Here is a 25,084-nt window from a genome sequence, read left to right as displayed (position 1 = left end):
TTGTCCTTCGAGGCAACTCTTGCTGCTATCGGCGAGCGCAGACGACAATGAAGATCGGACCGGAAATGCTCACTGCGGTGGGCGAAAGTCGGTCGAACGAAAGTCTTTTCTTGGTATTCGGAGCTACTCAGAAGAGTTGTGTACACCGAAGACATGCGTGACACGTAGAACGCTTGCTGGGCGCTCTTCAGGTTCTTGAAGCGTCGGCCCGCGAGCAGTTCGGCCTTGAGCGTGCGATGAAACCGTTCGTCCTTACCGTTGGTCTGCGGATGCCGAGGCCGGCTATACGAAATCCGGATGCCCAGGCGAATCAGCCAGATCGCCAGCGCCGTCAACTGGCCCGATCGCGCCGGGCTGCCCCAGGGCGGACCGTTGTCCGCATTGATGCGCAGCGGCAAGCCATAGCGGCGAAACACCGCGCGCAAGTGCTCGCGCACGACCCGCGTGGGCGTGCTGCCACACGCATCGAGCGCCAGATCGAAGCGCGAGTGATCGTCCAGCACGGTGAACGGCGCGCAGCGTGCGCCACTGTCCAGTTCGATGCCGCCCTTGAAGTCCATCTGCCACAGATCGTTGGGATGCGCGTGTTCGAAGCGCTGCCACGGCAAGGCCGCGGTGCTGCTCTCGGCGCTGATCAGGCCGTGCCGATGCAGGATGCGCGTCACGGTGCTGGGCGACGGGGTTCGATCGCAACCGAGATCGCTGATGCGACGGGCAATCTTGGGCGCGCCCCAGGCAGGCCGCGCTTGACGCAGCTCGACCACGCGCGCCTCGACCTCGGCCGCGGTGCGCGACGGGCTATGCATGGGCCGCCGGCATCGATCGACCAGCGCGGTGTCGCCTTGCTCGTAGCGCCTGATCCACTTGTAGCCGGTCTTCGCGCTAATGCCGTATTGGCGACACAAGGCGCGTCGATTGGCCCCTTGTTGGGTGGCGAACGTCACGAATTCAAGCCGCAGTTCCATGATGTTTTTACTATCCCAGGTCATGATCGACTCCGGACGAACCATTCGTCCGAAGTGTTACCCATGTCCTGGAGAAGGTGTTACCCATGTCTCCGGTCTATACACATGGGGCCAGAGTACGGCGCCAAAGCGCCTACTCTGGTCGACAGCCAAGAAAGTGACCCCCGCCCCGAGGAGGAGCAACGCTAATAGACCGACACGAAACAAGTTTTCGCGACGAGCCGAGCTGACCTACCGGGAACGCTGAGAGAAGAATATATGCCCGCCCCGGGAAGGAGACAACACCAACAGACCGACAAGACGACGAATCTCCCGACGAGGCAAACCGAAGGATCGGAAACTCCGAGAGAACGACCTATGCCCGCTTCAGCAACGGGCAAGCCAACAGACCGATCCAAAAACAAGCCCCACGACAAAACCCGCTGCAGACAAAAATCCCCTTCCGACCTGACCAATTCTTTTCAGCTATGATCGAAACCTACCCGCAGGAGAGAGAACATGTCACAGGTCACTGACCCGGCGCATCGGCAACAGGAAGCCGCATCTTCGTCGAGCAGTCCGAAATCCCTGCCGTGGATCGAACGGCTCATGTCCTTCGATACGGTAAGCCGCAATCCGAACCTGGGCCTGATCGAAACCGTCCGCGACGAACTGCGCAAATCGGGCATCGAAGCGGTCATCACGAACGATCCGCGCGGCCAGTGGGCGAATCTCTTCGCGACCGTGCCCGCGCATGACGGCGAAACCAACGGCGGCATCGTGCTGTCAGGTCATACGGATGTCGTGCCGGTCGACGGCCAGGACTGGGCGAGCGATCCGTTCAAGCCGGAAGTCCGCGACGGCCTGCTCTACGGCCGCGGCGCGTGCGACATGAAAGGCTTCATCGGCGCGGCGCTTTCGATGCTGCCCGCCATGCAGGCGACCCGGCTCGCCAAGCCCATCCACTTCGCGCTTTCCTACGACGAAGAAGTCGGCTGCGCGGGCGCTCCGCTCATGATCGAGGATCTCAAGAAGCGCGGCGTGCGCCCGGACGGCTGCATCGTCGGCGAACCGACCTCCATGCGCCCGATCATCGCGCACAAGGGCATCAACGCGTTCCGCTGCTGCGTGCGCGGCGCGGCGGCGCATTCGTCGCTGACGCCGAAGGGCCTGAACGCCATCGAATATGCGGCGCGCCTGATTTGCTTCATTCGCGATGTCGCCGATGAATTCCGCGCCAAAGGCCCGTTCGACGAACTCTACGACGTGCCCTTCACCACCGCGCAGACGAGCACCATCAAGGGCGGCAACGCGCTGAACACGGTGCCCGCGGAATGTTCGTTCGACTTCGAATTCCGCAATCTCCCGACGATGGACCCCGAAGCCATCTTCGCGCGCATCGAGTCGTACACGCGCGAGACGCTCGTGCCGAAGATGCAGAAGGAGCACGCGAACGGCGCCATCGAGTTTTCCAAGATCGCGTCCGCGCCGGGGCTCGACGCCACCGAGCAGGCCGCCATCACGCAGCTCGTGCGCGCGCTCACCGGCAACCAGGAGAAGCGCAAGGTCGCCTACGGCACCGAGGCGGGACTGTTCGCGCTCGCGGGCGTGCCGAGCATCGTGTGCGGGCCGGGCAACATCGAGCAGGCGCACAAGGCGAACGAGTACGTGTCGCTGGAACAGCTCGCGGCCTGCGAAGCCTTCCTCGGCAAGTTCATCCACAGCATGTCGGTCGACGCGCAGGCGCGCTGATCGCTCCATCGAACAAAACGCATTGCACGCCATGTCCAGCGCGATACAGCCAACCGACAACACGATCGACGGCACGCCGATCCCGACGCTCGACGAGATCGCCGAGCAGCATATGGCGCTGACGCCGTGGGTCGCGCGCACGCCGGTTTTCGAGCGGCACGACTTCCCGAAGCTGGAAGGCACGCCCGTCACGTTCAAGTTCGAGTTGTTGCAGGCGAGCGGCACGTTCAAGGCGCGCGGCGCGTTCTCGAACTTGCTGGCGCTGACCGAGAGCGAGCGCGCGGCGGGCGTCACCTGCGTGTCGGCGGGCAATCATGCGGTGGCGGTCGCGTACGCGGCGCAGCGCATGGGCGTCGGCGCGAAGGTCGTCATCATCAAGACGGCGAATCCGGCGCGCGTCGAATTGTGCCGGCGCTTCGGCGCGGAGATCGTGTTCGCGGAGAACGTCGCCGAGGCGTTCGATGTCGTGCGGCGCGTCGAGGCGGAAGAAGGACGCGTATTCATCCATCCGTTCAACGGCTACCGCACGGTGCTCGGCACGGCCACGCTCGGCTACGAATGGACCTCGCAGGCGCCCGATCTCGATGCGGTCATCGTGCCGATCGGCGGCGGCGGGCTCGCGGCGGGTGTATCGACCGCGATGCGCCTCGCGAATCCCTCGCTGCACGTGTACGGCGTCGAGCCGGAAGGATCGGATGCAATGAGCCGCAGCTTCGCGGCGAACCATACGGTGAAAATGGGCGCGATGCACAGCATCGCCGATTCGCTGATGGCTCCGCATACCGAGCAGTACAGCTACGAACTGTGCCGCCGTCATATCGACGCGGTCGTGACCGTCTCGGACAGCGAGTTGCGCAACGGCATGCGGCAGTTGTTCAACGAGCTGAAGCTCGCGGTCGAGCCGGCGTGCGCGGCTGCCACCGCCGCCCTGCTCGGGCCGTTGCGTGAGCCCCTGCAAGGCAAGCGCGTCGGCGTGCTGCTCTGCGGGACGAACACCGACGCCGATACGTTCGCCAAGCACATGGCGACGCCCTGATGTGCAAGCGGCCCGTTCCGGGGCCGTTTTCGTTTCATGGCGCAGAACGGTCAAGTCACGGCAGCGAGCCGCCGCCGCTCACTGCGCTGCATGAAGACATTCGCCGCGATCACCCCCACCGTCACCAGCGCGATAAAGAGCGTCGCCAGCGCGTTCATCTCCGGATTCAGCCCGAGGCGCACGCGCGAGAACACGACGAGCGGCAGCGTCGTCGATCCCGGTCCCGACAGGAACGCCGACAACACGAGATCGTCGATGGACAGCGTGAACGACAGCAGCCAGCCCGCGACGAGCGCCTGTGAAATGAGCGGCAGCGTGATCGAGAAGAACACGCGCAGCGGCGTCGCGCCGAGGTCTAGCGCGGCTTCTTCCAGCGACGGATTCAGCTCCCGCACGCGCGACTCCACGATGATCGCGACATACGAAATGCACAGCATCACGTGCCCGATCCAGATCGTGAAAAGCCCGCGCCCCGCCGGCCAGCCGATCAGCTTCGCCATCTCGACGAACAAGAGCAGCAGCGAAATGCCCTGAATGACTTCGGGAATCACGAGCGGCGCGTTGATCATGCCGGTGTAGAGCGTGAAGCCCCGAAAGCGCCCCATGCGCGCGAGCACGAAGCCCGCCCACGTGCCGATCACGACCGACGCGCACGCCGTCAGGAACGCGATGCGAAGCGAGAGCCACGCGGCGTTGATCAGTTCGTCGTCGGACCAGAGCGCGCGATACCACTTCAGCGAAAACTCGGTCCACACGGTAACGAGCGGCGAGTCGTTGAACGAGTACACGATGAGGCTGATGATCGGGATATACAGGAACGCGAACCCGATGCCCAACGACGTGATCTGCAGTGAACGGCTCGGCTTGATCATCGCTTTTCCTCCAGTTGCTTCGCCTGGAAGTGCTGGAAGAGCGCCATCGGCACGAGCAGCAGCAGGACCATCGCGCAGGTCACGGCCGAAGCCATCGGCCAGTCGGCGTTATCGAAGAACTCGTTCCACATGACGCGGCCGATCATCAAGGTGTCCGCGCCGCCGAGCAGTTCGGGAATCACGTACTCGCCCACCGCCGGAATGAACACGAGCAGGCATCCCGCGATGATGCCGTTCTTCGACAGCGGCAGCGTGATCTGCACGAACGCCTTCCACGGCTTCGCGCCGAGGTCGTAGGCGGCTTCGAGCAAGGTCAGGTCCATCTTCACCAGATGCGCGTAGAGCGGCATCACGAGAAACGGGAGATACGAATACACCATGCCGATATACACGGCGATATTCGTGTGATACAGCTCGATCGGCGTATGAATCAAGCCAATGGATATCAGGAAATTGTTCAGAAGTCCGTTGTTCTTCAGTATGCCGATCCACGCGTACACGCGAATCAGGAACGACGTCCAGAACGGCAGCATCACGGCCATCATCAGCACGTTGCGCGTGGCGGGATTCGAGCGCGCGATGTAATACGCCATCGGATAGCCGATCACGAGGCACAGCACCGTCGAGACCGCCGCGACCAGCAGCGAATTTATGTAGGTCGCGAAGTACAGGCTGTCGGTCAACAGAAACGCATAATGCGAGAAATCCAGCGCGATGTTCATCACGCCGTCTTTCATCGCCACGAGTTGCGTGTACGGCGGAATGCCGAGTTCGCTGTCCGCGAAGCTGATCTTCACGACCAGCAGAAACGGCACGAAGAACAGCATCAACAGCCACAGATACGGCCCGGCGATGACCGCGGTGCGCCCGCTCACGCCGATGCGCTTGAGCACGTTCGTCATCATGACGTCAGCACCACGCCCGCCGACGCGCTCCACCGCACGTAGACCTCGTCGTCGAAAGTCGGCGATTCGATCTCACCGATCGCGAGGCTCGACAGGTTCGCGACCACGGTCTTGCCGCTGTCGAGCGTCACGTGATAGAGCGTGTAGCCGCCCATGTACGCGATGTTGCTGACCTTGCCGCGCCCCCAGTTGAACGCGCCTTCAGGCGGCTTACGCGTAAGCGCGATGCGCTCCGGGCGCACGGAGATCGTCACCGGCATGCCGAGCGGCCCGGTGATGCCGTGGCTCACGTAAAGGCGCACCGGCAGCTCGGAAGACTCGACAAAAATGTGGTCCGGCTCGTCTTCGACGACATTGCCGTCGAAGAGATTCGTCGATCCGATGAACTGCGCCGAGAAGCGCGTGTTCGGATATTCGTAGACCTCGTGCGGCGTGCCGAGCTGCACGATCCGCCCTTCGCTCATCACGGCGAGCCGATTGGCCATCGTCATGGCTTCTTCCTGATCGTGCGTGACCATGATGCAGGTGACGCCCACCTGATCGAGAATGTTCACGAGCTCGATCTGCGTGCGCTGGCGGATCTGCTTGTCGAGCGCGGACATCGGCTCGTCGAGCAAGAGCAGTTTCGGGCGCTTGACGAGACTGCGCGCGAGCGCCACACGCTGCTGCTGGCCGCCCGAAAGCTGATGCGGCTTGCGCTTCGCGTACTGCGCCATCTGCACGAGTTGCAGCGCGTTATGCACGCGGTCCTTCAACTCGCCGCCCTTCACGCCCTCCTGCTTCAATCCGAACCCGACGTTCGACTCCACGCTCATATGCGGAAAGAGCGCGTACGACTGAAACATCATGTTGACCGGCCGGCGATACGGCGGCATCTTCGCGAGGTCTTCGCCGTCGATCAGGATCTGCCCTTCCGTCACGGATTCGAGGCCCGCGAGCATCCGCAGCAGCGTGGATTTCCCGCAGCCGGAACTGCCGAGCAGCGCGAAAAGCTCGCCCTTCTTCACCGACAGATCGACGCCCCGAACGGCCACCGTCTCGCCGAATTTCTTGACGACGTTCACGATCTGCACGAAGTTGTCGTCCGTGCCCGGACCCGATGCCGCACTTCCCGGCTGCGGCCGGCCCGATTCTGGCGCTGGCTTCAACGCGCTCGACTGCTCACTCATGATTGCCTGTTCGACTCCTGCGTCTATGTTCGCGGCTCCATCTACGCCGACGGATCACGAACAAAGCCCCCGGAGGTCCGAGGGCTTCGTCATTTCAATGAATAACCGGTTCTCTCGACTTATCGGCCGGACTTGAACTCGGTCCACAGCCGCGTCTGCAAACGCTGAATCTCGGGCGGCAGCGGCTTCAGCAGGAACAAGGTCTTGATGACGTCCTGCGGCGGATACACCGCCGGGTCGTTGGCCACGTCCTTGTCCACGTACTTGCGCGCTTCGAGATTCGCGCTCGGGTAGTAGACCGCGTTCGTGATCGCGGCATGCACCTGCGGAGTCTCGATGTAGTTGATCCACTCGTGCGCGGCTTCCTTGTTCTTCGCGTCCTTCGGAATCGCCATCACGTCGAACCACACGGGCGCGCCGCCCTTCGGAATGTAGTACTCGATCTTGAACGGCTTCTTCGCCTCGACGGCGCGGTGCTTAGCGATCACCACGTCGCCCGACCAGCCGTACGTGAAGCAGATGTCGCCGCCGACCATGTCGTTGATATAGCCCGACGAATTGAACTGCGTGATGTACGGGCGGATCTTCTTCAACATCGCGAGTGCTTCGCGATAGTCCGCCGGGTTCGTGCTCATCGGATCCTTGCCGATGTAATGCAGCGCGGCGGCGAACATCTGGTCGGGCGCATCCAGCACGGATACGCCGCACGCCTTGAGCTTCGAGATGTTTTCGGGCTTGAAGAGAATGTCCCAGTTATTGAGTTCGGCGTTCGCGCCGAGAATCTGCCTGGCCTTGTCGACGTTATAGCCGAGGCCCGTCGTGCCGTACGCCCACGGCACCACGTATTTGTTGCCGGGATCCGCGCCCGCGACGAGTTGCATCAGCGCGGGATCGAGATACTTCAGGTTCGGCAGCTTCGACTTGTCGAGCGGCGAAAAGATGTTCGCGGCGATCTGCTTGCCCGCGTAGTTGCTCGTCGGCACCACGATGTCGTAGCCGGAGTTGCCCGTGAGCAGCTTGGCTTGCAGGGTGTCGTCGCTGTCGTAGTTGTCGTACTTCACCTTGATGCCGGTCTGTTTGGTGAAGTTCGGGATCGTGTCCTTGGCGATGTAATCCGACCAGTTGTACACGTTGAGTTGCGTATCTTTCGCCGATGCCGCGAACGGAAGCAGCATCGTCGCGCATCCGAGCGCGCCCGCGAGCCTCGCCAGTTTCTTGTTCATCTCGATTCTCCCTTGTTCCGACTTCTCGATGCGTCGCGCCACGCGGGTCGCCTTTTCCGGTCGAACGACCCGCGACTGCCTGTAAAACCCCGAAAACTACCACTAAACCGAAGTGCGACAAAAAATAATCGGCCGCTTGTCGCGCAAAGCACACGGGGGACGGCGCCGACGGCCTCCGCCCGCAAAAGTGCGCGCATTTTAGCCCCTAATCGCCCCGGGCGACACCGGATAAAACCACGCGCTCCGGTGCGACGCCGCGCCGAAAGCCCGCGGTAATGTGATTATTCGTGATGGTCGTTCGGTCGCCGTCGGGCGCCTCTTTTGCCCCATCGCACAAGGAGCCGCGCGGCGCTGCCAGGCTTGAAGGACAGCCAGCGGAACAGTCGTTGCTAACTCTCTTGCCGCGTGCGTCGCGGGAAAGCGTCGCCGTCGTGGCATCCGTCACGCTTATCCGTCACGCACGCTGAAACGGCGGCCTCGGGAGCCGCCCGAGCGCGCCGTTGCACCGCACTCCGAGGCCAACGTCTGCATGAACACCAACCCGTCCGCGCTTGCCCAGCTCTCCGCCTCGAAGTCCGGCGCACCTTCCCGCCCCGGCATGCGCGACATTCCGCCCCGGCGGCCTCGCGGCCGCTGGTACTCGTTCGCCGGAGCGGGCGCGCTCGTCGCCGTCGGCTACATGGACCCGGGCAACTGGGCGACGGCGTTGGCGAGCGGCGCGCGCTACGGTTATCAATTGCTCTTCGTCGTGCTGCTCGCGAGCCTGATGGGCATGCTGCTCCAGTGGGTCGCGTCCCGCGTGGGCGTCGTCACCGGGCGCGACCTCGCGCAACTCTGCCGCGAACGCTACAGCCGCCGCACGACCATCGTGCTCTGGCTCGCGTGCGAAGTCGCGATCATCGCCTGCGACGTCGCGGAAGTCGTCGGCAGCGCGGTCGCATTGCAGATGCTCTTCGGCGTCTCCCTGACGGCGGGCGTGCTCATGTCGGCGGTCGGCACCTTCGCGATGCTCGCGCTGCAAAGCCGCGGCAAGCGGCCCTTGCAGCGCGCCGTGACCGCACTGATCCTGTTCGTGAGCTTTTGCTTCGTGATCCAGCTCGCGCTTGCGCATCCGGCCTGGGGCGAGGCGCTCGCGGGCTTCACGCCGCCGCGCGCCCTTCTGTGCGATGCCGGCATGCTTTGGCTCGCGGCCGGCGTGCTCGGCGCGACGGTGATGCCGCATAACCTCTATCTGCACTCCTCGCTCGTGCGCGATCACGCGCGGTCCGGCGACGACGAAGCCATCGGCGACGCCCTCAATGGCGTGAACATCGACACCTTCGCCTCGCTCGCGATCGCGTTCATCGTCAATGCGTCGCTGCTGGTGGTGGCCGCCGCCGTCTTTCACGCGGCGGGCCACGCCGAAGTCAACGATCTCGCTGACGCGCATCGGCTCATCGCGCCGCTCGTCGGCAGTCACTGGGCGGGCATCACGTTCGCGACGGCGCTGCTCGCGTGCGGCCTGAACGCCACGGTCACGGGCACCCTCGCCGGCCAGGCGGTGATGGAAGGCTTCCTGAACCTGAAAGTGGCGCGCTGGGCGCGGGCGCTGCTCACGCGCGGCCTCGCGATCGGCCCCGCGCTCGCGGCGGTCGCGAGTTTCGGTCAGCACGGCTCGAACGCGCTGCTGGTCGCCACGCAGGTCGTGCTGAGCCTGCAATTGCCGCTCGCGGTGATCCCGCTCGTGCGCTTCGCTTCCGACGCGGGGCTCATGGGGCGCTGGCGCGTCGCGCGCGTGCCGCTCGCGCTCGCTTGGGGCTGCGCGGGGGTCATCGTCGCGCTCAATGCCGCGATGCTCTGGCAGGCCGCGACGGGCCATTGACGGCGGCCGCCGCGCCTGAGCCCTGCGCGACGCGCCGGTGTGCCGACGCGCCGGCGTGCGGGCACGATCGGCGTCATCCGTTTAGGATCGAAGGTTCGTGCTCTTTGCTCGGACGCTGTCTCACCGCCGTCCGACACTCCCCTTTTGCGAAACAGGATGCCGACTACATGGCTCTAGGCCCACGACCGCTTGCGATCTGCATCAACGTCGAAACGCGCCGCCGCGCTCTGCGGTGGTCCTGCCTTGCTGCCGGCCTGCTGATCGTCAGCGCCGCACACGCGACCGTCGCCGTGCTGCAACCGGCCCGCGAAGCGGCGGCCATTGAGCCGCTCGAACTGACGCTGCTGTACATCGACGACGACACCACGCCGCTGACCGTGGATGTGCCGAAGCAACTCACCGTGCGCCTGACCAACGGCGACTTGCCGCCCGCGCCGCTCGCACTCGTCCGCGATCCGAAGACACCGGACCGCCTGCGGCTCGCGCCAGGACAGTATCGGCGCGTGCGCTTTTCGGCGCCGTGGCCCGATTCGGCGCGCGGCACCATCAAGATCGATCCGGTGGGCTTCGATGCCTCGCCGATGCTCGTCACGCTCAATCGCGGCGCGGAACAGACGCAGGTGGTTGCCGCCGAGCAGCGCGAGACGCAAGCCGCGACGCCGGCGCAGCTGGCGAGCGCGACCGCCGTTGCCAACACGACGGACGTGCCGACCACGACGAGCGACACCATGCTGTCGGGCCGCTTTTCGACCTTCGAGCCGATCTACTTCGCCGACGGCCGCAACGGCGACAATCTCGCCAAATTCCAGTTCAGCTTCAAATACCGGCTGCATCTGCCCGACGATCCGCGCTCGCGCGGCTTTCTGGACAACCTGTATTTCGCGTACACGCAGACGTCCATCTGGAATCTTTCCGCGCCCTCCGCGCCTTTTCGCGACACGAGCTATCAGCCGCAGCTTTTCTACTACGTGCAGGATACCGGCTGGAAGAGCCCGCTTTTCACGCGCATGGGCGTCGAGGCGGGCATCGGGCACGAATCGAACGGGCGAAGCGGTCCGGAGTCACGCGCGATCAACATCGCGTTCGTGCGCCCGACGTGGGATTTCGGCGACATCACGCGCAATCATTTGACGCTCTCGCCGAAGTTCTACTACTACCTGTCGAAGAGCGGCAACGAAGATATCGCGGATTACCGCGGTTACGTGGATTTCCTCGTGAAGTACGGCAGCCCGGATAGCTGGCAACTCGCGACGACGCTGCGCAAAGGCACGAAGCACTGGTACGGCAGCGTCGATTCGCAACTGACGTATCCGCTCGCGAAGCTGATTGGCAGTGCGTGGGGCGGCTATGTGTTCGTGAGCTACTTCAACGGCTACGGCGAGGACATTCTGGATTACAACCAGCGGCATCACTGGATTGCGCGGATAGGCTACAGTATTGCCCGCTGATTCTTTTCCCGACGATCCCGCTCATGTCTTCGATTCTCCACGACCTTCCCGACAGCCCTTGCATCGGCGTGTGCTCCACGCTTTTCGACGAAGTCTGCAAAGGCTGCGGCCGCACGGCGGGCGAAGTGTCGAATTGGGTATTTCTGAGCGACGAGGAGAAGCGCGCGATCTGGGAGCGGATCACGCGCGAGGGAACGGCCATGCGGTTTCGGAACGACAAGCTGTGAGCGTTGGCCTGATTGATCGCGCCGGCAGCGCCGCTTGCCATGCTGCGGACCCAGAAAGCGACACCCGCGTGCATCATGGCGAAACCTGAGACGGGCAGCCGATGCGAAGTTTGCCGGTTTCCTGACTCAACAAAATCGGCGCCTGCAAACGAAAAAAGCCGCAAACGCGGCTTTTTTCCGTTCTGCGGCGAAAACCGCGGACTTACTGAATCCCCTGGCTCGCCAGGAAATCCTCGTAATTCCCGCCGAAGTCCCGCAGCGTGCCATCCGTGCGCACTTCGATGATCCGGTTCGCCAGCCCGCTCACGAATTCGCGGTCGTGCGACACGAAAATGAGCGTGCCTTCGTACTTGTCCAGCGCGATCTGCAGCGACTCGATCGACTCCATGTCCATGTGGTTGGTCGGCTCGTCCATGAGCAGCACGTTGTGGCGGCCGAGCATCAGCTTGCCCCAGATCATGCGACCCTTCTCGCCGCCCGACAGCACTTTCACGTTCTTTCTGATGTCGTCTGCATTGAAGAGCAGACGGCCGAGCGTGCCGCGCACCATCTGGTCGTCGTCGCCTTCCTGACGATACTGGTCGACCCATTCGGTCAGCGTCTCGTCCTTCGGAAACTCCTCGTACGTGTCCTGCGGCATGTAGCCGACGTTTGCGTTTTCCGCCCACTTGACCGTGCCGCCGTCGAGTTCTAGCGCGCCCTTCACCGCCTTGAGCAGCGTGGTCTTGCCCGCGCCGTTCTCGCCGATGATCGCGATGCGTTCGCCCGGCTGCACGCTCAGACTGAAATTCTGGAAGATGGTGCGGTCGTACTTCTTCGTGATGCTTTCCGCCACCACCGCGATGTTATGCAGCTTCTTCTCGAAGTCGAAGCGGATGAACGGATTCTGCCGCGACGACGGCTTGAATTCCTCGATCTTGATCTTGTCGATCATCTTCAGGCGGCTCGTGGCCTGGCGCGCCTTCGACTTGTTGGCCGAGAAGCGGCGCACGAAGTCCTGCAGGTCGGCCACACGCTCCTTCGCCTTGGCGTTCGCGGCCTGCTGGCGCTCGCGCGCCTGCGTGCTCGCGAGCATGTAGTCGTCGTAATTGCCGGGCCAGATCTTCAGCGTACCGTAGTCCATGTCCGCCATGTGCGTGCAGACCTGGTTCAGGAAGTGCCGATCGTGCGAGATGATGATCATCGTCGAGTTGTACTGGTTGAGCACGTCTTCCAGCCAACGGATCGAGTTGATGTCGAGGTTGTTGGTCGGCTCGTCCAGCAGCAGCACGTCGGGCTTCGAAAAGAGCGCCTGCGCGAGCAGCACGCGCAGCTTCCAACCCGGCGCGATGTTGCTCATCGGCCCGTTATGGTCGGCAATGTTGATGCCGATGCCGAGCAGCAGTTCGCCTGCGCGCGCTTCGGCGGTGTAGCCGTCGTATTCCGCGAACTTCGCTTCGAGTTCGGCGGCGCGCATGTAGTCGTCGTCCGTCGCGTCGGGGTTCGCGTAGATCGCGTCGCGCTCGGTCATCGCGGCCCACATTTCGGTGTGGCCCATCATGACGACGTCGAGCACGCGCATGTCTTCGTACGCGAACTGGTCCTGACGCAATTTGCCGAGACGGACATTCGGTTCCAGCATGACGTTGCCGGAACTCGGTTCCAGGTCGCCGCCCAGAATCTTCATGAACGTCGACTTGCCGCAGCCGTTCGCCCCGATCAGTCCATAGCGGTTGCCTTCGCCGAACTTGACCGAGATGTTCTCGAAGAGGGGCTTGGGCCCGAATTGCATGGTGATATTGGCGGTAGACAGCACGGCGCGTCCTTTCGAATGGAGTACGGCGAAAAACCTGAGATTTTAGCAGCTTTTGACGGCTTTTTCGCCGTCTGAAGCCTTTCTGAGCGCAAACGGCCGGCGAGGTGTCCGGCAAAATGCCCGCGATGATGCGACATTGCCGCGGTTCACGCGCTGAAAGCAGCGCGGGGGCGCGGCCCTCGTCCAGGCCGCGCCCCCGCGCGTCGTGTCGCTCTCGAACCCTCAGGTCCGCTCGGCGATATAAGCCTTCACGACAGCCGCATCGGCAGGAAGGATATCGAACCTTTGTGGCAGTTTTTCAAGGCCCACGAACGCCGCCGGCCGCTCGGGCTCGCGATCGAGCGCCTCGCGGATGGTTTCGCCGAATTTGATCGGCTGCGCGGTTTCCAGGACGATCATCGGCACGCCCGGTTTCAGGTTTTCGCGCGCCACCTTCACGCCGTCCGCCGTGTGGGTGTCGATCATCGTGTCATAACGCTGGAACACGTCGCGGATGGTCTGCACGCGGTCGTCGTGGCTGCTGCGGCCCGACACGAAGCCGAACTCCTTCACGCGCGCGAAGTCGCCGCTCGCCGCGAGATCGAAGCCGCCCTGCTCCTCGACGTCGCGGAAAAGCTGCACGACACGCGCCGGATCGCGGCCGAGCAGGTCGTACACGAAACGCTCGAAGTTCGACGCCTTCGAAATGTCCATGCTCGGCGACGTGGTGTGATACGTTTCCGCCGCGCCGCGCACCCGATACACGCCCGTCCTGAAGAACTCGTCGAGCACGTCGTTTTCATTGGTCGCGACGACGAGCTGATCGATCGGCAGGCCCATCATGCGCGCGATGTGCCCCGCGCAGACGTTGCCGAAGTTGCCGGACGGCACGGTGAACGACACGCGCTCGTCGTTGCTCTGCGTCGCGGCGAAATAGCCCTTGAAGTAATAGACGACCTGCGCCACGACGCGCGCCCAGTTGATCGAGTTGACCGTGCCGATCTTGTGCGCAGCCTTGAACGCGTGATCGTTCGATACGGCCTTCACAATGTCCTGGCAGTGGTCGAAGTTGCCTTCCACAGCCAGATTGAAGATGTTCGGGTCTTGCAGCGAAAACATCTGCGCGGTCTGGAACGCGCTCATTTTCTTGTGCGGCGACAGCATGAACACGCGCACGCCAGTCTTGCCGCGCATCGCGTATTCGGCGGCGCTGCCGGTATCGCCCGAAGTCGCGCCGAGAATGTTGAGCGTCTCGCCGTGCTTGGCCAATGCGTACTCGAAGAGATTGCCGAGCAGTTGCATCGCCATGTCCTTGAACGCGAGCGTCGGACCGTTGGAGAGTTCCAGCAATGAGAGCGGCGCGCCGTTCTCCACGCCGAGCGTCTTGAGCGGCGTGATCTGCGTGGCGCTCTCTTCGTGGCGCACGTTGCTGTACACCTGCGCCGTGTACGTCTTGCGCGTGAGCGAGCGCAGGTCGTCCGCGGGAATGTCGTCGCTGAATTTCGACAGCACTTCGAACGCGAGATCCGCGTACGACAGCGTGCGCCAGCGCGCGAGTTCATCGGCCGATACGCGCGGGTACTGCGCCGGCAGGTACAAGCCGCCGTCTTTCGCGAGACCGCCGAGCAGAATGTCGGAGAACGTGTGGCGCTCGCCTGTGCCGGCGCCGCGCGTCGAGATGTAGTTCATGTCGCGTTCCTGCGCTTAGTTGAGGGCTGCCATGCGCAGCTTCGTCACCTTCGAGACCACGGTCGCGAGCGCCTCGATCTCCGCGATCGCGGCGTTCGCGTTCTTCTCCACCGTCTCGTGGGTGATGAGAATGATGTCCGTCTCGCCTTCGTGCGCGCCGTCGACCTGTTGCGACTCCTTCTGCAAGAGCGCGTCGATGGAAATGCCCTTGTCCGCGAGAATGCGCGTGATGTCGGCGAGCACGCCCGTGACATCCGCCACGCGCAACCGCAGGTAGTAGCCGCTCGTGATTTCGTCGATCGGCAGGATTGGCGTGTTCGACAGGCTATCCGGCTGGAAGGCCAGATGCGGCACGCGATGCTCCGGGTCGGCGGTATGCAGCCGCGTCACGTCGACGAGATCGGCGACCACGGCGGAAGCCGTCGGCTCCGCGCCCGCGCCCTTGCCGTAGTAGAGCGTCATGCCGACCGCGTCGCCGTGCACCACGACCGCGTTCATTGCGCCTTCGACGTTGGCGAGCAAACGCTTTTCCGGCACGAGCGTCGGATGCGTGCGCAACTCGATGCCCTTTTCCGTGCGCCGCGCGATGCCGAGCAGCTTGATGCGATAGCCGAGATCTTCCGCGTAGCGAATGTCGATGGCCGCGAGCTTGCTGATTCCCTCCACGTACGCGCGGTCGAACTGCACCGGCACGCCGAACGCAATCGCGCTCATGATCGTGATCTTGTGCGCGGCGTCCACGCCTTCGATATCGAAGGTCGGATCGGCTTCCGCATAGCCCAGCTCCTGCGCGGCCGAAAGCGCGGTCGCGAAGTCGATGCCGCGGTCGCGCATCTCCGAAAGTATGTAATTCGTCGTCCCGTTGATGATGCCCGCGATGGCCTCGATGCGGTTCGCGGTCAGCCCTTCGCGCAGCGCCTTGATGATCGGAATGCCGCCCGCGACCGCCGCCTCGAACGCGACCATCACGCCCTTGGCGCGCGCCGCTTCGAAAATCTCGGTGCCGTGGACCGCGAGCAGCGCCTTGTTCGCGGTCACGACATGCTTGCCGTTGGCGATCGCGCGCAGCACCAGTTCACGCGCGAAGCCCGTTCCGCCGATCATTTCGCACACGATATCGATGGCAGGATCGTCGACGACCGCGTGGAAGTCGTCGGTAATCGCGACGCCCTCCGCGGCCTTCGCCTTGGCCGGCGTCCGAACCGCGATACGCGCGATCTCGATGCCGCGGCCCGCGCGTCGTTTGATTTCTTCCTGGTTGCGTTGCAGTACCGTGAAGGTGCCGCTGCCCACCGTGCCGAAGCCCAAGAGTCCTACTTTGATCGGTTCCATACTGCGCGAGTCTTATAAAGGGAAATTAAGCGGAGTGCCGTTTGCGATAGCCGTCGAGGAAGCGCGCGATGCGGTTGATCGAATCGGCCAGATCGTCGATGTTCGGCAGGAAGACCACGCGGAAATGGTCCGGCGTCGGCCAGTTGAAGCCGGTGCCTTGCACGAGCAGCACGCGTTCTTCGAGCAGCAGGTCCGTGATGAATTGCTGATCGTCGGCAATCGGGTACATCTTCGGATCGAGCTTCGGGAACATGTAGAGCGCCGCCTGCGGCTTGACGCAGCTCACGCCCGGAATGGCCGTGAGCATGTCGTACGCGAGATCGCGCTGCTTGAAGAGCCGCCCGCCGGGCACGATCAGGTCGTTGATGCTCTGGTAGCCGCCGAGCGCCGTCTGAATGGCGTACTGGCCGGGCACGTTCGGGCACAGGCGCATCGACGCGAGAATGCCGAGCCCTTCCAGATAGTCTTTCGCGCGGCGACGGTTCTCCTCGATGAGCCCGGAAATCGCCATCCACCCCGCGCGATAGCCGCACGAGCGATAGCTCTTCGACAAGCTGTTGAACGTGACCGTGATCACGTCTTCGGACAGCGCGGCCATCGACGTATGCGTCTTGCCGTCGTAGACGATCTTGTCGTAGACCTCGTCCGCGAAAATGATGAGACCGTGCTCGCGCGCAATGCCGATCAGTTCGAGCAGCAGTTCGTCTGAATACAGCGCGCCCGTCGGGTTGTTCGGATTGATGACGACGAGCGCCTTCGTGTTCGGCGTGATCTTCGCGCGGATATCGTCGAGATCGGGCATCCAGCCGTTGCCTTCGTCGCACATGTAATGGCGCGGCGTGCCTGCGGAGAGGCTCACGGCCGCGGTCCACAGCGGATAGTCGGGCGCGGGCAGAAGCACTTCGTCGCCGTCGTTCAAGAGCGCCTGCATGGCCATCACGATCAGCTCGGACGCGCCGTTGCCGATGAAGATGTCGTCCAGTTCGACGCCCGTCACGCCCTTTTGCTGCGTGTAGTGCATGATCGCCTTGCGCGCGGCGAACACGCCTTTCGAGTCCGAATAGCCCGACGATCCGGGCAGATTGCGGATCATGTCCTGAATTATCTCGTCCGGCGCCTCGAAGCCGAACGGCGCCAGATTCCCGATGTTCAGCTTGATGATGCGATGCCCTTCTTCCTCGAGACGCTTCGCGTGTTCGAGCACGGGCCCGCGAATGTCGTAGCAGACGTTTTGCAGCTTGTTGGATTTAAGAATCGGTTTCACGGCTAGCGGCTCTGGTGATGAACGGACTGTCGGGTGCGCTGATTTGCGACTGCTGATGCGGGCGCCGATGCGGCCACCGCACATTGCCTTCCGGGCGCGCGGCACGGCTTCGAAAGCATCGGCGAAGTATGGACGAAAAGGCAGCGATCGAGCAAAACGGGGTGTTGCGGCGTGGTGCGGCCGACCAAGGCGTTCGACTGCACGCATGGCCGGCGCCGCGAATGACGCCGGGCCGGATAGGGCGAGGGCGCTGCCGGCCGGATGGCGAGTCGATGGCGGCTTGTGGCGGCACGCGAAACGCAACGGGCGCCGCAAGCGAAGCCGGCGGCCGGAAAGTTATAATTTACTGATTATGGATCAGTTCCGCAATGCACCAACGGCGGCAACGACCCGCCGTCTGATAGCGCGGCGCCGGATCGGCCGCTCTTCGCCAGCCGGAACCGGGTCTGCCTCCTCTTCCCTTGCCGGATCATCGTTTTGAAACTTCATCAGGAATCCAGCGGCGCCCTCAACACCATCACGAGCTACGGCGAAGGTTTCGTGGCCGTCAATCTCCAGCGCCACGAAGGCAGCGTGATCGTGGTGCCGGATGCGCCCGTGCAAAGCTGGCCCGTCGCCGCGTTCGACTCGCTCACTCCCGAAAATTTCGATGCCCTCGTCGCCGCCGCGCCGGAGGTCGTGATTTTTGGCAGCGGCTCGAAGCTGCGCTTTCCGCATCCGCGCCTCATCGCGAAGCTGGCGAAGCATCACATCGGCGTCGAGACGATGGACTTCGGCGCGGCCTGCCGGACCTACAACATTCTGATGTCCGAGGGCCGGCGCGTGGCTGCGGCGCTGCTGATCGAAGCCTGAACGCGGATTAAGCGTCCGATAAGCCCGCGTGAGGCACACTCGCGCGGCGTCGACGGGCGGCGCGCACGCCTTTCCGTGCGCCAAATTGACGAATCGCGGCTGTCCGTGCGATACACTCCCGCCCGGCGCGCGTCGCGCGGCCAGCCTTGGCGCGGCGGGCGCGACACCGCTTCCCGCACGCGCTTGCCCGTCGAGAACGAACTCGCACGGCGAATACGTGCCTGAGCACGCGAGGGGTCAACATCGCGCCTCGGTATGCCCCAAGCCATTTCGTTTCACTAGCGCCGCAGATAGCGGCATCGGACAGGTCGACTTCATGAACGATACGCCTTCGCGGCTACCGCTCACACGTCTTTCGCTCATTCTTCTCGTACTCGCGCTCGCGATCGTCTGGTTCGCGCCGCTCGGCTTGCGTCATCTGGTGCCGAGCGACGAAGGCCGCTACGCCGAAATGGCGCGCGAGATGTTCGTGACCGGCGACTGGATCACGCCGCGCTACAACGGCTACAAATACTTCGAAAAGCCGCCGCTCCAGACCTGGGCGAACGCGCTGACCTTCGCGTGCTTCGGCATCGGCGAATGGCAGGCGCGGCTCTATACGGCGCTCACCGGGTTCGCGGGCGTGCTGCTCGTCGGCTACACGGGCACGCGCGTCTTCAACGCGATGACCGGTTTCGCCGCCGCCGTGATCCTCGCGACGTGCCCGTACTGGAACCTGATGGGCCACTTCAACACGCTCGACATGGGCCTATCGTTCTGGATGGAAGTGACGCTCTGCGCGCTGCTGCTCGCGCAGCGTCCCGGTCTGCCGACGCGGCAGGTGCGCCTGTGGATGTGGCTCTGCTGGGCCGCGATGGCCGCCGCCGTGCTCTCGAAGGGTCTCGTCGGCCTGATTCTGCCGGGCGCGGTGCTGGTTCTCTACTCGCCGGTTTCGCGGGACTGGGCGCTATGGAAGCGGCTTTACATCGGCAGCGGGCTGATCGTGTTTCTCGTCGTCGCCGCGCCGTGGTTCGTGCTCGTGCAGATGAGAAATCCCGAATTCTTCAATTTCTTCTTCATCGTTCAGCAGTTCCAGCGTTATTTGACGCCCGAGCAGAACCGCCCCGGCGCGTTCTATTACTTCGTGCCGGTGCTGATCGTCGGCTTCCTGCCGTGGCTGTCCATCGCGTTTCAAAGCGTGCGGCACGGCATCCAGACGCCGCGCCAGCCGAACGGCTTCGCGCCGGTGACACTGCTGCTCATCTGGTCGGCGTTCATTTTCGTGTTCTTCAGCGCGTCGCATTCGAAGCTGATTTCCTATGTGCTGCCCATCGCGCCGGCCCTCGCGCTCGTGCTCGGTCTCTATCTGCCGTCGCTCACGCGCAGCCAGTATCGCCGGCATCTGATCGGCTACGCGGTGTTCCTGATCGCCGCGGCGTTCGGCGCGATCTTCATCGGCCGGGCCGGCAGCGCCAATACGCCGAACGCGCTATATCGCGCGTTTCAGGTGTGGGTATATGCGGGGCTCGCGGTCGCGTTCGTCGTGACGCTCGTCGCGGTGTGGCTGAACCGGCGCGGCGTGCTCGCGGGCGCGGCGGGACTCGGCGCGGCGTGGCTGCTGCTCGGCACGATCGCCGGCACGGGGCACGACGTCTTCGGCACCGACAGCTCGGGCGTGAAGCTCGTTCCCGCCGTGAAGGCCGCGATGGCGAAACTGCCGCCCGACACGCCGTTCTATTCGGTCGCGAAGCTCGATCACACGATGCCCTTCTACCTCGGCCATACGATGATCATGGTCCAGGAAGCCGACGAGCTGAATTTCGGCGTTCATGCCGAGCCGCAGAAGTGGCTGCCGACGCTCGACGACTGGGTCCGGCAATGGGACGCGCACCGCTACGCGCTTGCGCTTCTGCCGCCGTCGCGCTATGACGAAATGGTCGCGCGCCACGTGCCGATGCAGGTCATCGCCCGCGACGCGCGCCGCGTGATTGTCGAAAAGCCGCAGCCTTGATGGCGCGGCGCCTTTCCGCCACGATGCCGCCGGCGCACGGCCGTTCGGCATCCGGCGGCGAACCGAGTATCCTTATTCTTCATCGATGAACCCGATTTCCCTCACTTGCATCGTCATCGGCGTATTGTTGAACGCGTGCGCCCAGTTGCTGCTCAAGGCGGGCGTCAATGCCGTCGGCCATTTCGACATGACGCCGGCGAACATTCTGCCCGTTGGTTTCAAGATCGCGACGCAGTGGCCTATCATCGGCGGCCTCGCGTGCTATGTCGTGAGCGTCGTCGTGTGGATCGTCGGCCTGTCGCGCGTGGACGTGTCGATCGCCTATCCGATGCTCTCGCTCGGCTACGTCGTCAACGCGTTCGCGGCATGGTATTTGTTCGGCGAAGTGCTGTCGGTGCAGCGGCTCGTCGGCATCGGCATCATCCTCGTCGGCGTGGCCGTGCTGGCGCGCGGCTGACCCCGGATTCTCTCCACCATCTTTAAGCAAACACTCCATGACTCAGACCTCGCGGCCGTTCCTGCCCTTCGTCAAGCCGGAGATCGACGAAGAGACCATTCAGGGCGTCGTCGACGTGCTGCGCTCCGGCTGGATCACCACCGGCCCGCAGAATCAGCAGTTCGAAGCGGAGTTGTCGGCCTACTTCGGCGGCCGCCCGGTACGCGCGTTCAATTCCGGCACCTGCACCATGGAAATCGCCCTGCGCATCGCGGGCGTCGGTCCGGGCGACGAAGTCATCACGACGCCGATGACCTGGGTCTCGACCGCGAACGTCATTCTGGAAGTGGGCGCGACGCCCGTGTTCGTCGATATCGACCCGGTCACGCGCAACGTGGACCTGAACTTGCTGGAACGCGCGATCACGCCGCGCACGAAGGCGCTCATTCCGGTGTATCTGGCCGGCCTGCCGGTCGACATGGACCGGCTGTACGAGATCGCGCGCGCGCATAAGCTGCGCGTGATCGAGGACGCGGCGCAGGCCGTCGGCGCAAGCTGGGGCGGCAAGCGCATCGGCTCGTTCGGCGATCTGATTTCGATCAGCTTTCACGCGAACAAGAACGTGACGTCGATTGAAGGCGGCGCGCTCGTGATGAACAACGAGGACGAAGCGGAGCTCGCGCGCAAATACCGGCTGCAAGGCATCACGCGCACCGGCTTCGACGGCATGGACTGCGACGTGCTGGGCGGCAAATACAATCTGACGGACGTCGCGGCGCGCGTCGGTCTCGGTTCGCTGCGCCAGATCGAATCGATCACGGAGCGGCGCCGCGAACTCGCGCGTCTCTACTTCGACGCGTTCGAAGGCGGCGCGGCAGTGCGGCTCGGCGTCGGGCTGCCGGTGAAGAACTTCGCTGACAGCAACTGGCATATGTTCCAGATCGCGCTGCCGCTCGAGAACCTGAGCCTCACGCGCGCGGAATTCATGGCGCAGTTGAAGGAGCGCAGCATCGGCAGCGGCGTGCATTATCCGGCGCTGCATCTGTTCACGCTGTATCGTGAGCGCGGGTTCAGGGAAGGCATGTTCCCGCACGCGGAACGCTTCGGTGCGAGCACCGTGACCTTGCCGCTCTTCCCCGGCATGAGCGCGGACGATGTCGCGCATGTCGCGAAGTCCGTCGACGAAATCTGCGAGCAGTATGGACACAATCGTTAAGGAAACGCACAGCCACATGAGTCATACGGATTTTCCGGCGAATTCGCCCGAGGTCTCGGTCATCATCCCGGTGTACAACGAGGAGGCCGGTCTCGCCGCCCTTTTCGAGCGTCTGTACCCGGCACTGGATGCGCTCGGCGCGTCGTATGAAGTCATCTTCATCAACGACGGCAGCCGCGACAAATCGGCGGCGCTCCTCGCGCAGCAGTTCCATGCGCGCCCCGACACGACGCGCGTCATCCTGCTCAACGGCAACTACGGCCAGCACATGGCGATTCTCGCGGGCTTCGAGCAGTCGCGCGGCGAGATTGTCGTGACGCTCGACGCCGATTTGCAGAATCCGCCGGAGGAAATCGGCAAGCTCGTCACGAAGATGCGCGAGGGCTACGACTACGTCGGCACGATTCGCCAGCAGCGCCAGGACAGCCTGTGGCGCAAGAAGGCGTCGCGCGCGATGAACCGTCTGCGCGAGCGCATCACGAAGATTCGCATGACCGATCAGGGCTGCATGCTGCGCGCGTACAGCCGGCACATCATCGATACGATCAACCGCTGCGGCGAGATCAACACGTTCATTCCGGCGCTCGCGTACACGTTCGCGCAAAATCCGATCGAAGTGGACGTCGCGCACGAGGAACGCTTCGCGGGCGAATCGAAGTATTCGCTCTATAGCCTCATCCGCCTGAATTTCGACCTCGTCACCGGCTTTTCGGTGGTGCCGCTGCAATGGCTGTCGTTCATCGGCGTCATTCTGTCGGTCGGATCGGCTGGCCTCTTCGTGCTGCTCCTGATCCGCCGCTTCATGTTCGGCGCGGAAGTTCAGGGTGTGTTCACGCTGTTCGCCATCACGTTCTTCATGCTGGGCGTCATCATTTTCGCGCTCGGGCTGCTCGGCGAATACATCGGCCGCATCTATCAGCAGGTGCGCGCCCGCCCGCGCTATCTCGTGCAGACGATCCTCGAACAACGCGATGGGCTTTCCATCGCCAACAAGCCGATGCAGGAAGCGGTGCAGCCGGTCGCCGCCGCCGTCATCGGCCGCGAGGAACAGGCGCGATGAAGCCGCGCGCCGTCGTCTTCGCATATCACAACGTCGGCGTGCGTTGTCTGCAAGTGCTGCTCGCGCGCGGCGTGGATGTCGCGCTCGTCGTCACGCACGTGGACAGCGCGAGCGAGAACATCTGGTTCGGCAGCGTCGCGCAGATTGCGGCGGAACGCGGGATCGAGGTCATCACGCCCGCCGATCCGAAAGCGTCCGACGTGCAGGAAGCCGTGGCGAAAGCCGCGCCCGATTTCATCTTCTCGTTCTATTACCGGCACATGCTGCCCGTCGCGCTCCTCGCGCTCGCGAAGCGCGGCGCGTACAACATGCACGGCTCGCTGCTGCCGAAGTACCGCGGCCGTGTGCCGACGAACTGGGCAGTGCTCAACGGCGAGACCGAAACCGGCGCGACGCTGCACGAAATGGCGGAAAAGCCCGACGCCGGCGCGATCGTGGCTCAAACGCCCGTGCCGATCCTGCCCGACGATACAGCCGCGCAGGTCTTCGACAAAACCGTCGTCGCCGCCGAGCAGACGCTCTGGCGCGTGCTGCCCGCCCTGCTCGCGGGCGACGCGCCGCGTCTGCCGAACGACCTCGCGGCCGGCAGCTATTACGGCGGACGCAAGCCGGAAGACGGCCGCATCGACTGGACGCAGCCGGGGCAGCGGGTCTACAACCTGATCCGCGCGGTCGCGCCGCCTTATCCCGGCGCCTTCACCGATATAGGCGAGCATCGCTTCATCGTGGCGCGCGCGCGGCTCGTCCCGCAAACCGGCGCGCCCGGTCTGCCGCACGCGCGGCTCGCGGCAATGGCCAGTTTGCCGCCGGGGCTGACGGTGACGGATAATGCGCTGTTTGGCGTCTGCGGCGATGGCCGCGTGATCGCCGTGTACGAGCTGCGGCATCGGCTGCTCGACAGCGCGTCCCAACCCGTGGGCGAAGAACGCACCGTTGACACCGCCGAATTCGGCCGACTCATTCAATCCTCTCGTCATTCATGAAAAAAGTTCTCATCCTGGGCGTCAACGGCTTTATCGGCCATCACCTGTCCAAGCGCATCCTCGAAACCACCGACTGGGAAGTCTTCGGGATGGACATGCAAACCGATCGCCTGGGCGACCTCGCGAATCACGAGCGGATGCATTTCTTCGAAGGCGACATCACGATCAACAAGGAGTGGGTCGAGTATCACGTGAAGAAGTGCGACGTGATCCTGCCGCTCGTCGCCATCGCCACGCCCGCGACCTACGTGAAGCAGCCGCTGCGCGTGTTCGAACTGGACTTCGAGGCGAACCTGCCGATCGTGCGTTCGGCCGTGAAGTACGGCAAGCATCTGGTGTTTCCGTCGACCTCCGAGGTCTACGGCATGTGCACCGACGAGCAGTTCGATCCGGAAGAATCCGTGCTCTCGTACGGTCCCATCAACAAGCCGCGCTGGATCTACGCGTGCTCGAAGCAGCTGATGGACCGCGTGATCTGGGGCTACGGCATGGAGGGGCTGAACTTCACCCTCTTCCGCCCGTTCAACTGGATCGGCCCGGGCCTCGACTCCATCTACACGCCGAAGGAAGGGTCGTCGCGCGTGGTGACGCAGTTCCTCGGCCATATCGTGCGCGGCGAAAACATCAGTCTCGTGGATGGCGGCGCGCAGAAGCGCGCGTTCACGGATATCGACGACGGCATCGGCGCGCTGATGAAGATCATCGAAAACAAGAGCGGCGTGGCGACGGGCAAGATCTACAACATCGGCAATCCGAAGAACAACTTCTCGGTACGCGAACTGGCGCACAAGATGCTCGCGCTCGCGGGCGAGTTCGCCGAGTATGCGGACACGGCGAAGCAGGTGCAGCTCGTCGAAACCTCGTCAGGCGCGTATTACGGCGCGGGCTATCAGGACGTGCAGAACCGCGTGCCGAAGATCGACAACACCATGCAGGAGCTTGGCTGGGCGCCGCAAGCCACCATGGACGACGCGCTGCGCAAGATTTTCGAGGCGTATCGCGCACATGTGGGCGAAGCCCGCAAGCTGGTCGAACAGGCGTAAGACAGCGC

General features: G+C 63.7%; 20 protein-coding genes and 1 pseudogene. 12 read left to right on the top strand and 9 right to left on the bottom strand.

From position 1 onward, the window contains the following. Nucleotides 1-167: 167 nt before the first annotated feature. Nucleotides 168-989 (bottom strand): annotated as a pseudogene (locus GV035_RS16540) (IS481 family transposase); the annotation flags it as partial. A gap of 474 nt (nt 990-1,463) precedes the next feature. On the opposite strand from GV035_RS16540, the gene argE reads away from it, so the two are divergent. After that, on the top strand, nt 1,464-2,696 hold the full coding sequence (argE, locus tag GV035_RS16535) for an acetylornithine deacetylase (RefSeq protein ID WP_159836104.1): 1,233 nt from the start codon (nt 1,464-1,466) through the stop codon (nt 2,694-2,696). Nucleotides 2,697-2,727: 31 nt separating this feature from the next. Then, nucleotides 2,728-3,732, top strand: coding sequence for a threonine/serine dehydratase (locus GV035_RS16530; protein WP_159836103.1), 1,005 nt, complete (start codon nt 2,728-2,730; stop codon nt 3,730-3,732). Nucleotides 3,733-3,782: 50 nt separating this feature from the next. On the opposite strand, the gene GV035_RS16525 is transcribed toward GV035_RS16530, so the two are convergent. The 4 genes from GV035_RS16525 to GV035_RS16510 form a co-directional block, all read right to left on the bottom strand. Continuing rightward, nucleotides 3,783-4,601: an ABC transporter permease subunit gene (locus GV035_RS16525; RefSeq protein WP_159837978.1), complete on the bottom strand. Its 819-nt coding sequence runs from the start codon at nt 4,599-4,601 to the stop codon at nt 3,783-3,785. Further along, nucleotides 4,601-5,509, bottom strand: a complete 909-nt coding sequence (locus tag GV035_RS16520; protein ID WP_159836102.1) for an ABC transporter permease subunit — start codon at nt 5,507-5,509, stop codon at nt 4,601-4,603. The genes GV035_RS16525 and GV035_RS16520 overlap by 1 nt, the downstream gene beginning before the upstream one ends. Further along, nucleotides 5,506-6,678 (bottom strand): ABC transporter ATP-binding protein, encoded by a 1,173-nt coding sequence (locus GV035_RS16515; protein WP_201303986.1) that lies wholly within the window; start codon nt 6,676-6,678, stop codon nt 5,506-5,508. The genes GV035_RS16520 and GV035_RS16515 overlap by 4 nt, the downstream gene beginning before the upstream one ends. 119 nt (nt 6,679-6,797) lie before the next feature. Further along, on the bottom strand, nt 6,798-7,853 hold the full coding sequence (locus GV035_RS16510) for a polyamine ABC transporter substrate-binding protein (protein ID WP_159837974.1): 1,056 nt from the start codon (nt 7,851-7,853) through the stop codon (nt 6,798-6,800). Nucleotides 7,854-8,430: 577 nt separating this feature from the next. Here GV035_RS16510 and GV035_RS16505 point away from each other — a divergent pair. From GV035_RS16505 to GV035_RS16495, 3 genes are all read left to right on the top strand, one after another. Continuing rightward, on the top strand, nt 8,431-9,762 hold the full coding sequence (locus GV035_RS16505) for an Nramp family divalent metal transporter (protein WP_159836101.1): 1,332 nt from the start codon (nt 8,431-8,433) through the stop codon (nt 9,760-9,762). 167 nt (nt 9,763-9,929) lie between these two features. Continuing rightward, on the top strand, nt 9,930-11,210 hold the full coding sequence (locus GV035_RS16500; protein WP_159836100.1) for a phospholipase A: 1,281 nt from the start codon (nt 9,930-9,932) through the stop codon (nt 11,208-11,210). A gap of 23 nt (nt 11,211-11,233) precedes the next feature. Next, nucleotides 11,234-11,437: a DUF1289 domain-containing protein gene (locus GV035_RS16495; protein WP_159836099.1), complete on the top strand. Its 204-nt coding sequence runs from the start codon at nt 11,234-11,236 to the stop codon at nt 11,435-11,437. A 202-nt stretch (nt 11,438-11,639) separates the two neighbouring features. Here GV035_RS16495 and GV035_RS16490 read toward each other — a convergent pair whose 3' ends face one another. From GV035_RS16490 to GV035_RS16475, 4 genes are all read right to left on the bottom strand, one after another. Then, nucleotides 11,640-13,232, bottom strand: a complete 1,593-nt coding sequence (locus GV035_RS16490; protein WP_159836098.1) for an ABC-F family ATPase — start codon at nt 13,230-13,232, stop codon at nt 11,640-11,642. A gap of 222 nt (nt 13,233-13,454) precedes the next feature. Then, complete coding sequence (gene thrC, locus GV035_RS16485; RefSeq protein ID WP_159836097.1) at nt 13,455-14,900, bottom strand: threonine synthase; 1,446 nt, start codon at nt 14,898-14,900, stop codon at nt 13,455-13,457. A 15-nt stretch (nt 14,901-14,915) separates the two neighbouring features. After that, entirely contained in the window at nt 14,916-16,232 is a 1,317-nt protein-coding gene (locus tag GV035_RS16480; protein WP_159836096.1) for a homoserine dehydrogenase, read from the bottom strand. Between the two features lie 25 nt (nt 16,233-16,257). Next, on the bottom strand, nt 16,258-17,496 hold the full coding sequence (locus GV035_RS16475) for a pyridoxal phosphate-dependent aminotransferase (RefSeq protein ID WP_159836095.1): 1,239 nt from the start codon (nt 17,494-17,496) through the stop codon (nt 16,258-16,260). Between the two features lie 477 nt (nt 17,497-17,973). On the opposite strand from GV035_RS16475, the gene GV035_RS16470 reads away from it, so the two are divergent. The 7 genes from GV035_RS16470 to GV035_RS16440 all read left to right on the top strand — a co-directional run bounded on the left by GV035_RS16470 (nt 17,974) and on the right by GV035_RS16440 (nt 25,076). Beyond that, nucleotides 17,974-18,348, top strand: coding sequence for an Mth938-like domain-containing protein (locus tag GV035_RS16470; RefSeq protein WP_159836094.1), 375 nt, complete (start codon nt 17,974-17,976; stop codon nt 18,346-18,348). Between the two features lie 316 nt (nt 18,349-18,664). Then, nucleotides 18,665-20,338 (top strand): glycosyltransferase family 39 protein, encoded by a 1,674-nt coding sequence (locus GV035_RS16465; RefSeq protein WP_159836093.1) that lies wholly within the window; start codon nt 18,665-18,667, stop codon nt 20,336-20,338. Between the two features lie 85 nt (nt 20,339-20,423). Continuing rightward, nucleotides 20,424-20,795: an SMR family transporter gene (locus tag GV035_RS16460; RefSeq protein WP_159836092.1), complete on the top strand. Its 372-nt coding sequence runs from the start codon at nt 20,424-20,426 to the stop codon at nt 20,793-20,795. 37 nt (nt 20,796-20,832) lie between these two features. Further along, nucleotides 20,833-21,990, top strand: coding sequence for a DegT/DnrJ/EryC1/StrS family aminotransferase (locus GV035_RS16455; protein WP_159836091.1), 1,158 nt, complete (start codon nt 20,833-20,835; stop codon nt 21,988-21,990). Between the two features lie 16 nt (nt 21,991-22,006). Continuing rightward, nucleotides 22,007-23,050, top strand: coding sequence for a glycosyltransferase (locus GV035_RS16450; protein ID WP_159836090.1), 1,044 nt, complete (start codon nt 22,007-22,009; stop codon nt 23,048-23,050). Beyond that, a complete protein-coding gene (locus GV035_RS16445; RefSeq protein ID WP_159836089.1) occupies nt 23,047-24,033 on the top strand; it encodes a formyltransferase in 987 nt (328 codons plus the stop codon). The genes GV035_RS16450 and GV035_RS16445 overlap by 4 nt, the downstream gene beginning before the upstream one ends. Then, nucleotides 24,030-25,076, top strand: a complete 1,047-nt coding sequence (locus GV035_RS16440; RefSeq protein WP_159836088.1) for a bifunctional UDP-4-keto-pentose/UDP-xylose synthase — start codon at nt 24,030-24,032, stop codon at nt 25,074-25,076. The genes GV035_RS16445 and GV035_RS16440 overlap by 4 nt, the downstream gene beginning before the upstream one ends. Nucleotides 25,077-25,084 lie beyond the last annotated feature (8 nt).

It is taken from the genome of Burkholderia sp. 8Y (genome assembly GCF_902506145.1).
GTDB lineage: Bacteria > Pseudomonadota > Gammaproteobacteria > Burkholderiales > Burkholderiaceae > Caballeronia.
The sequence above is the reverse complement of the archived record's forward strand: the minus strand, read 5'-3'. Positions and strand labels throughout refer to the sequence as shown.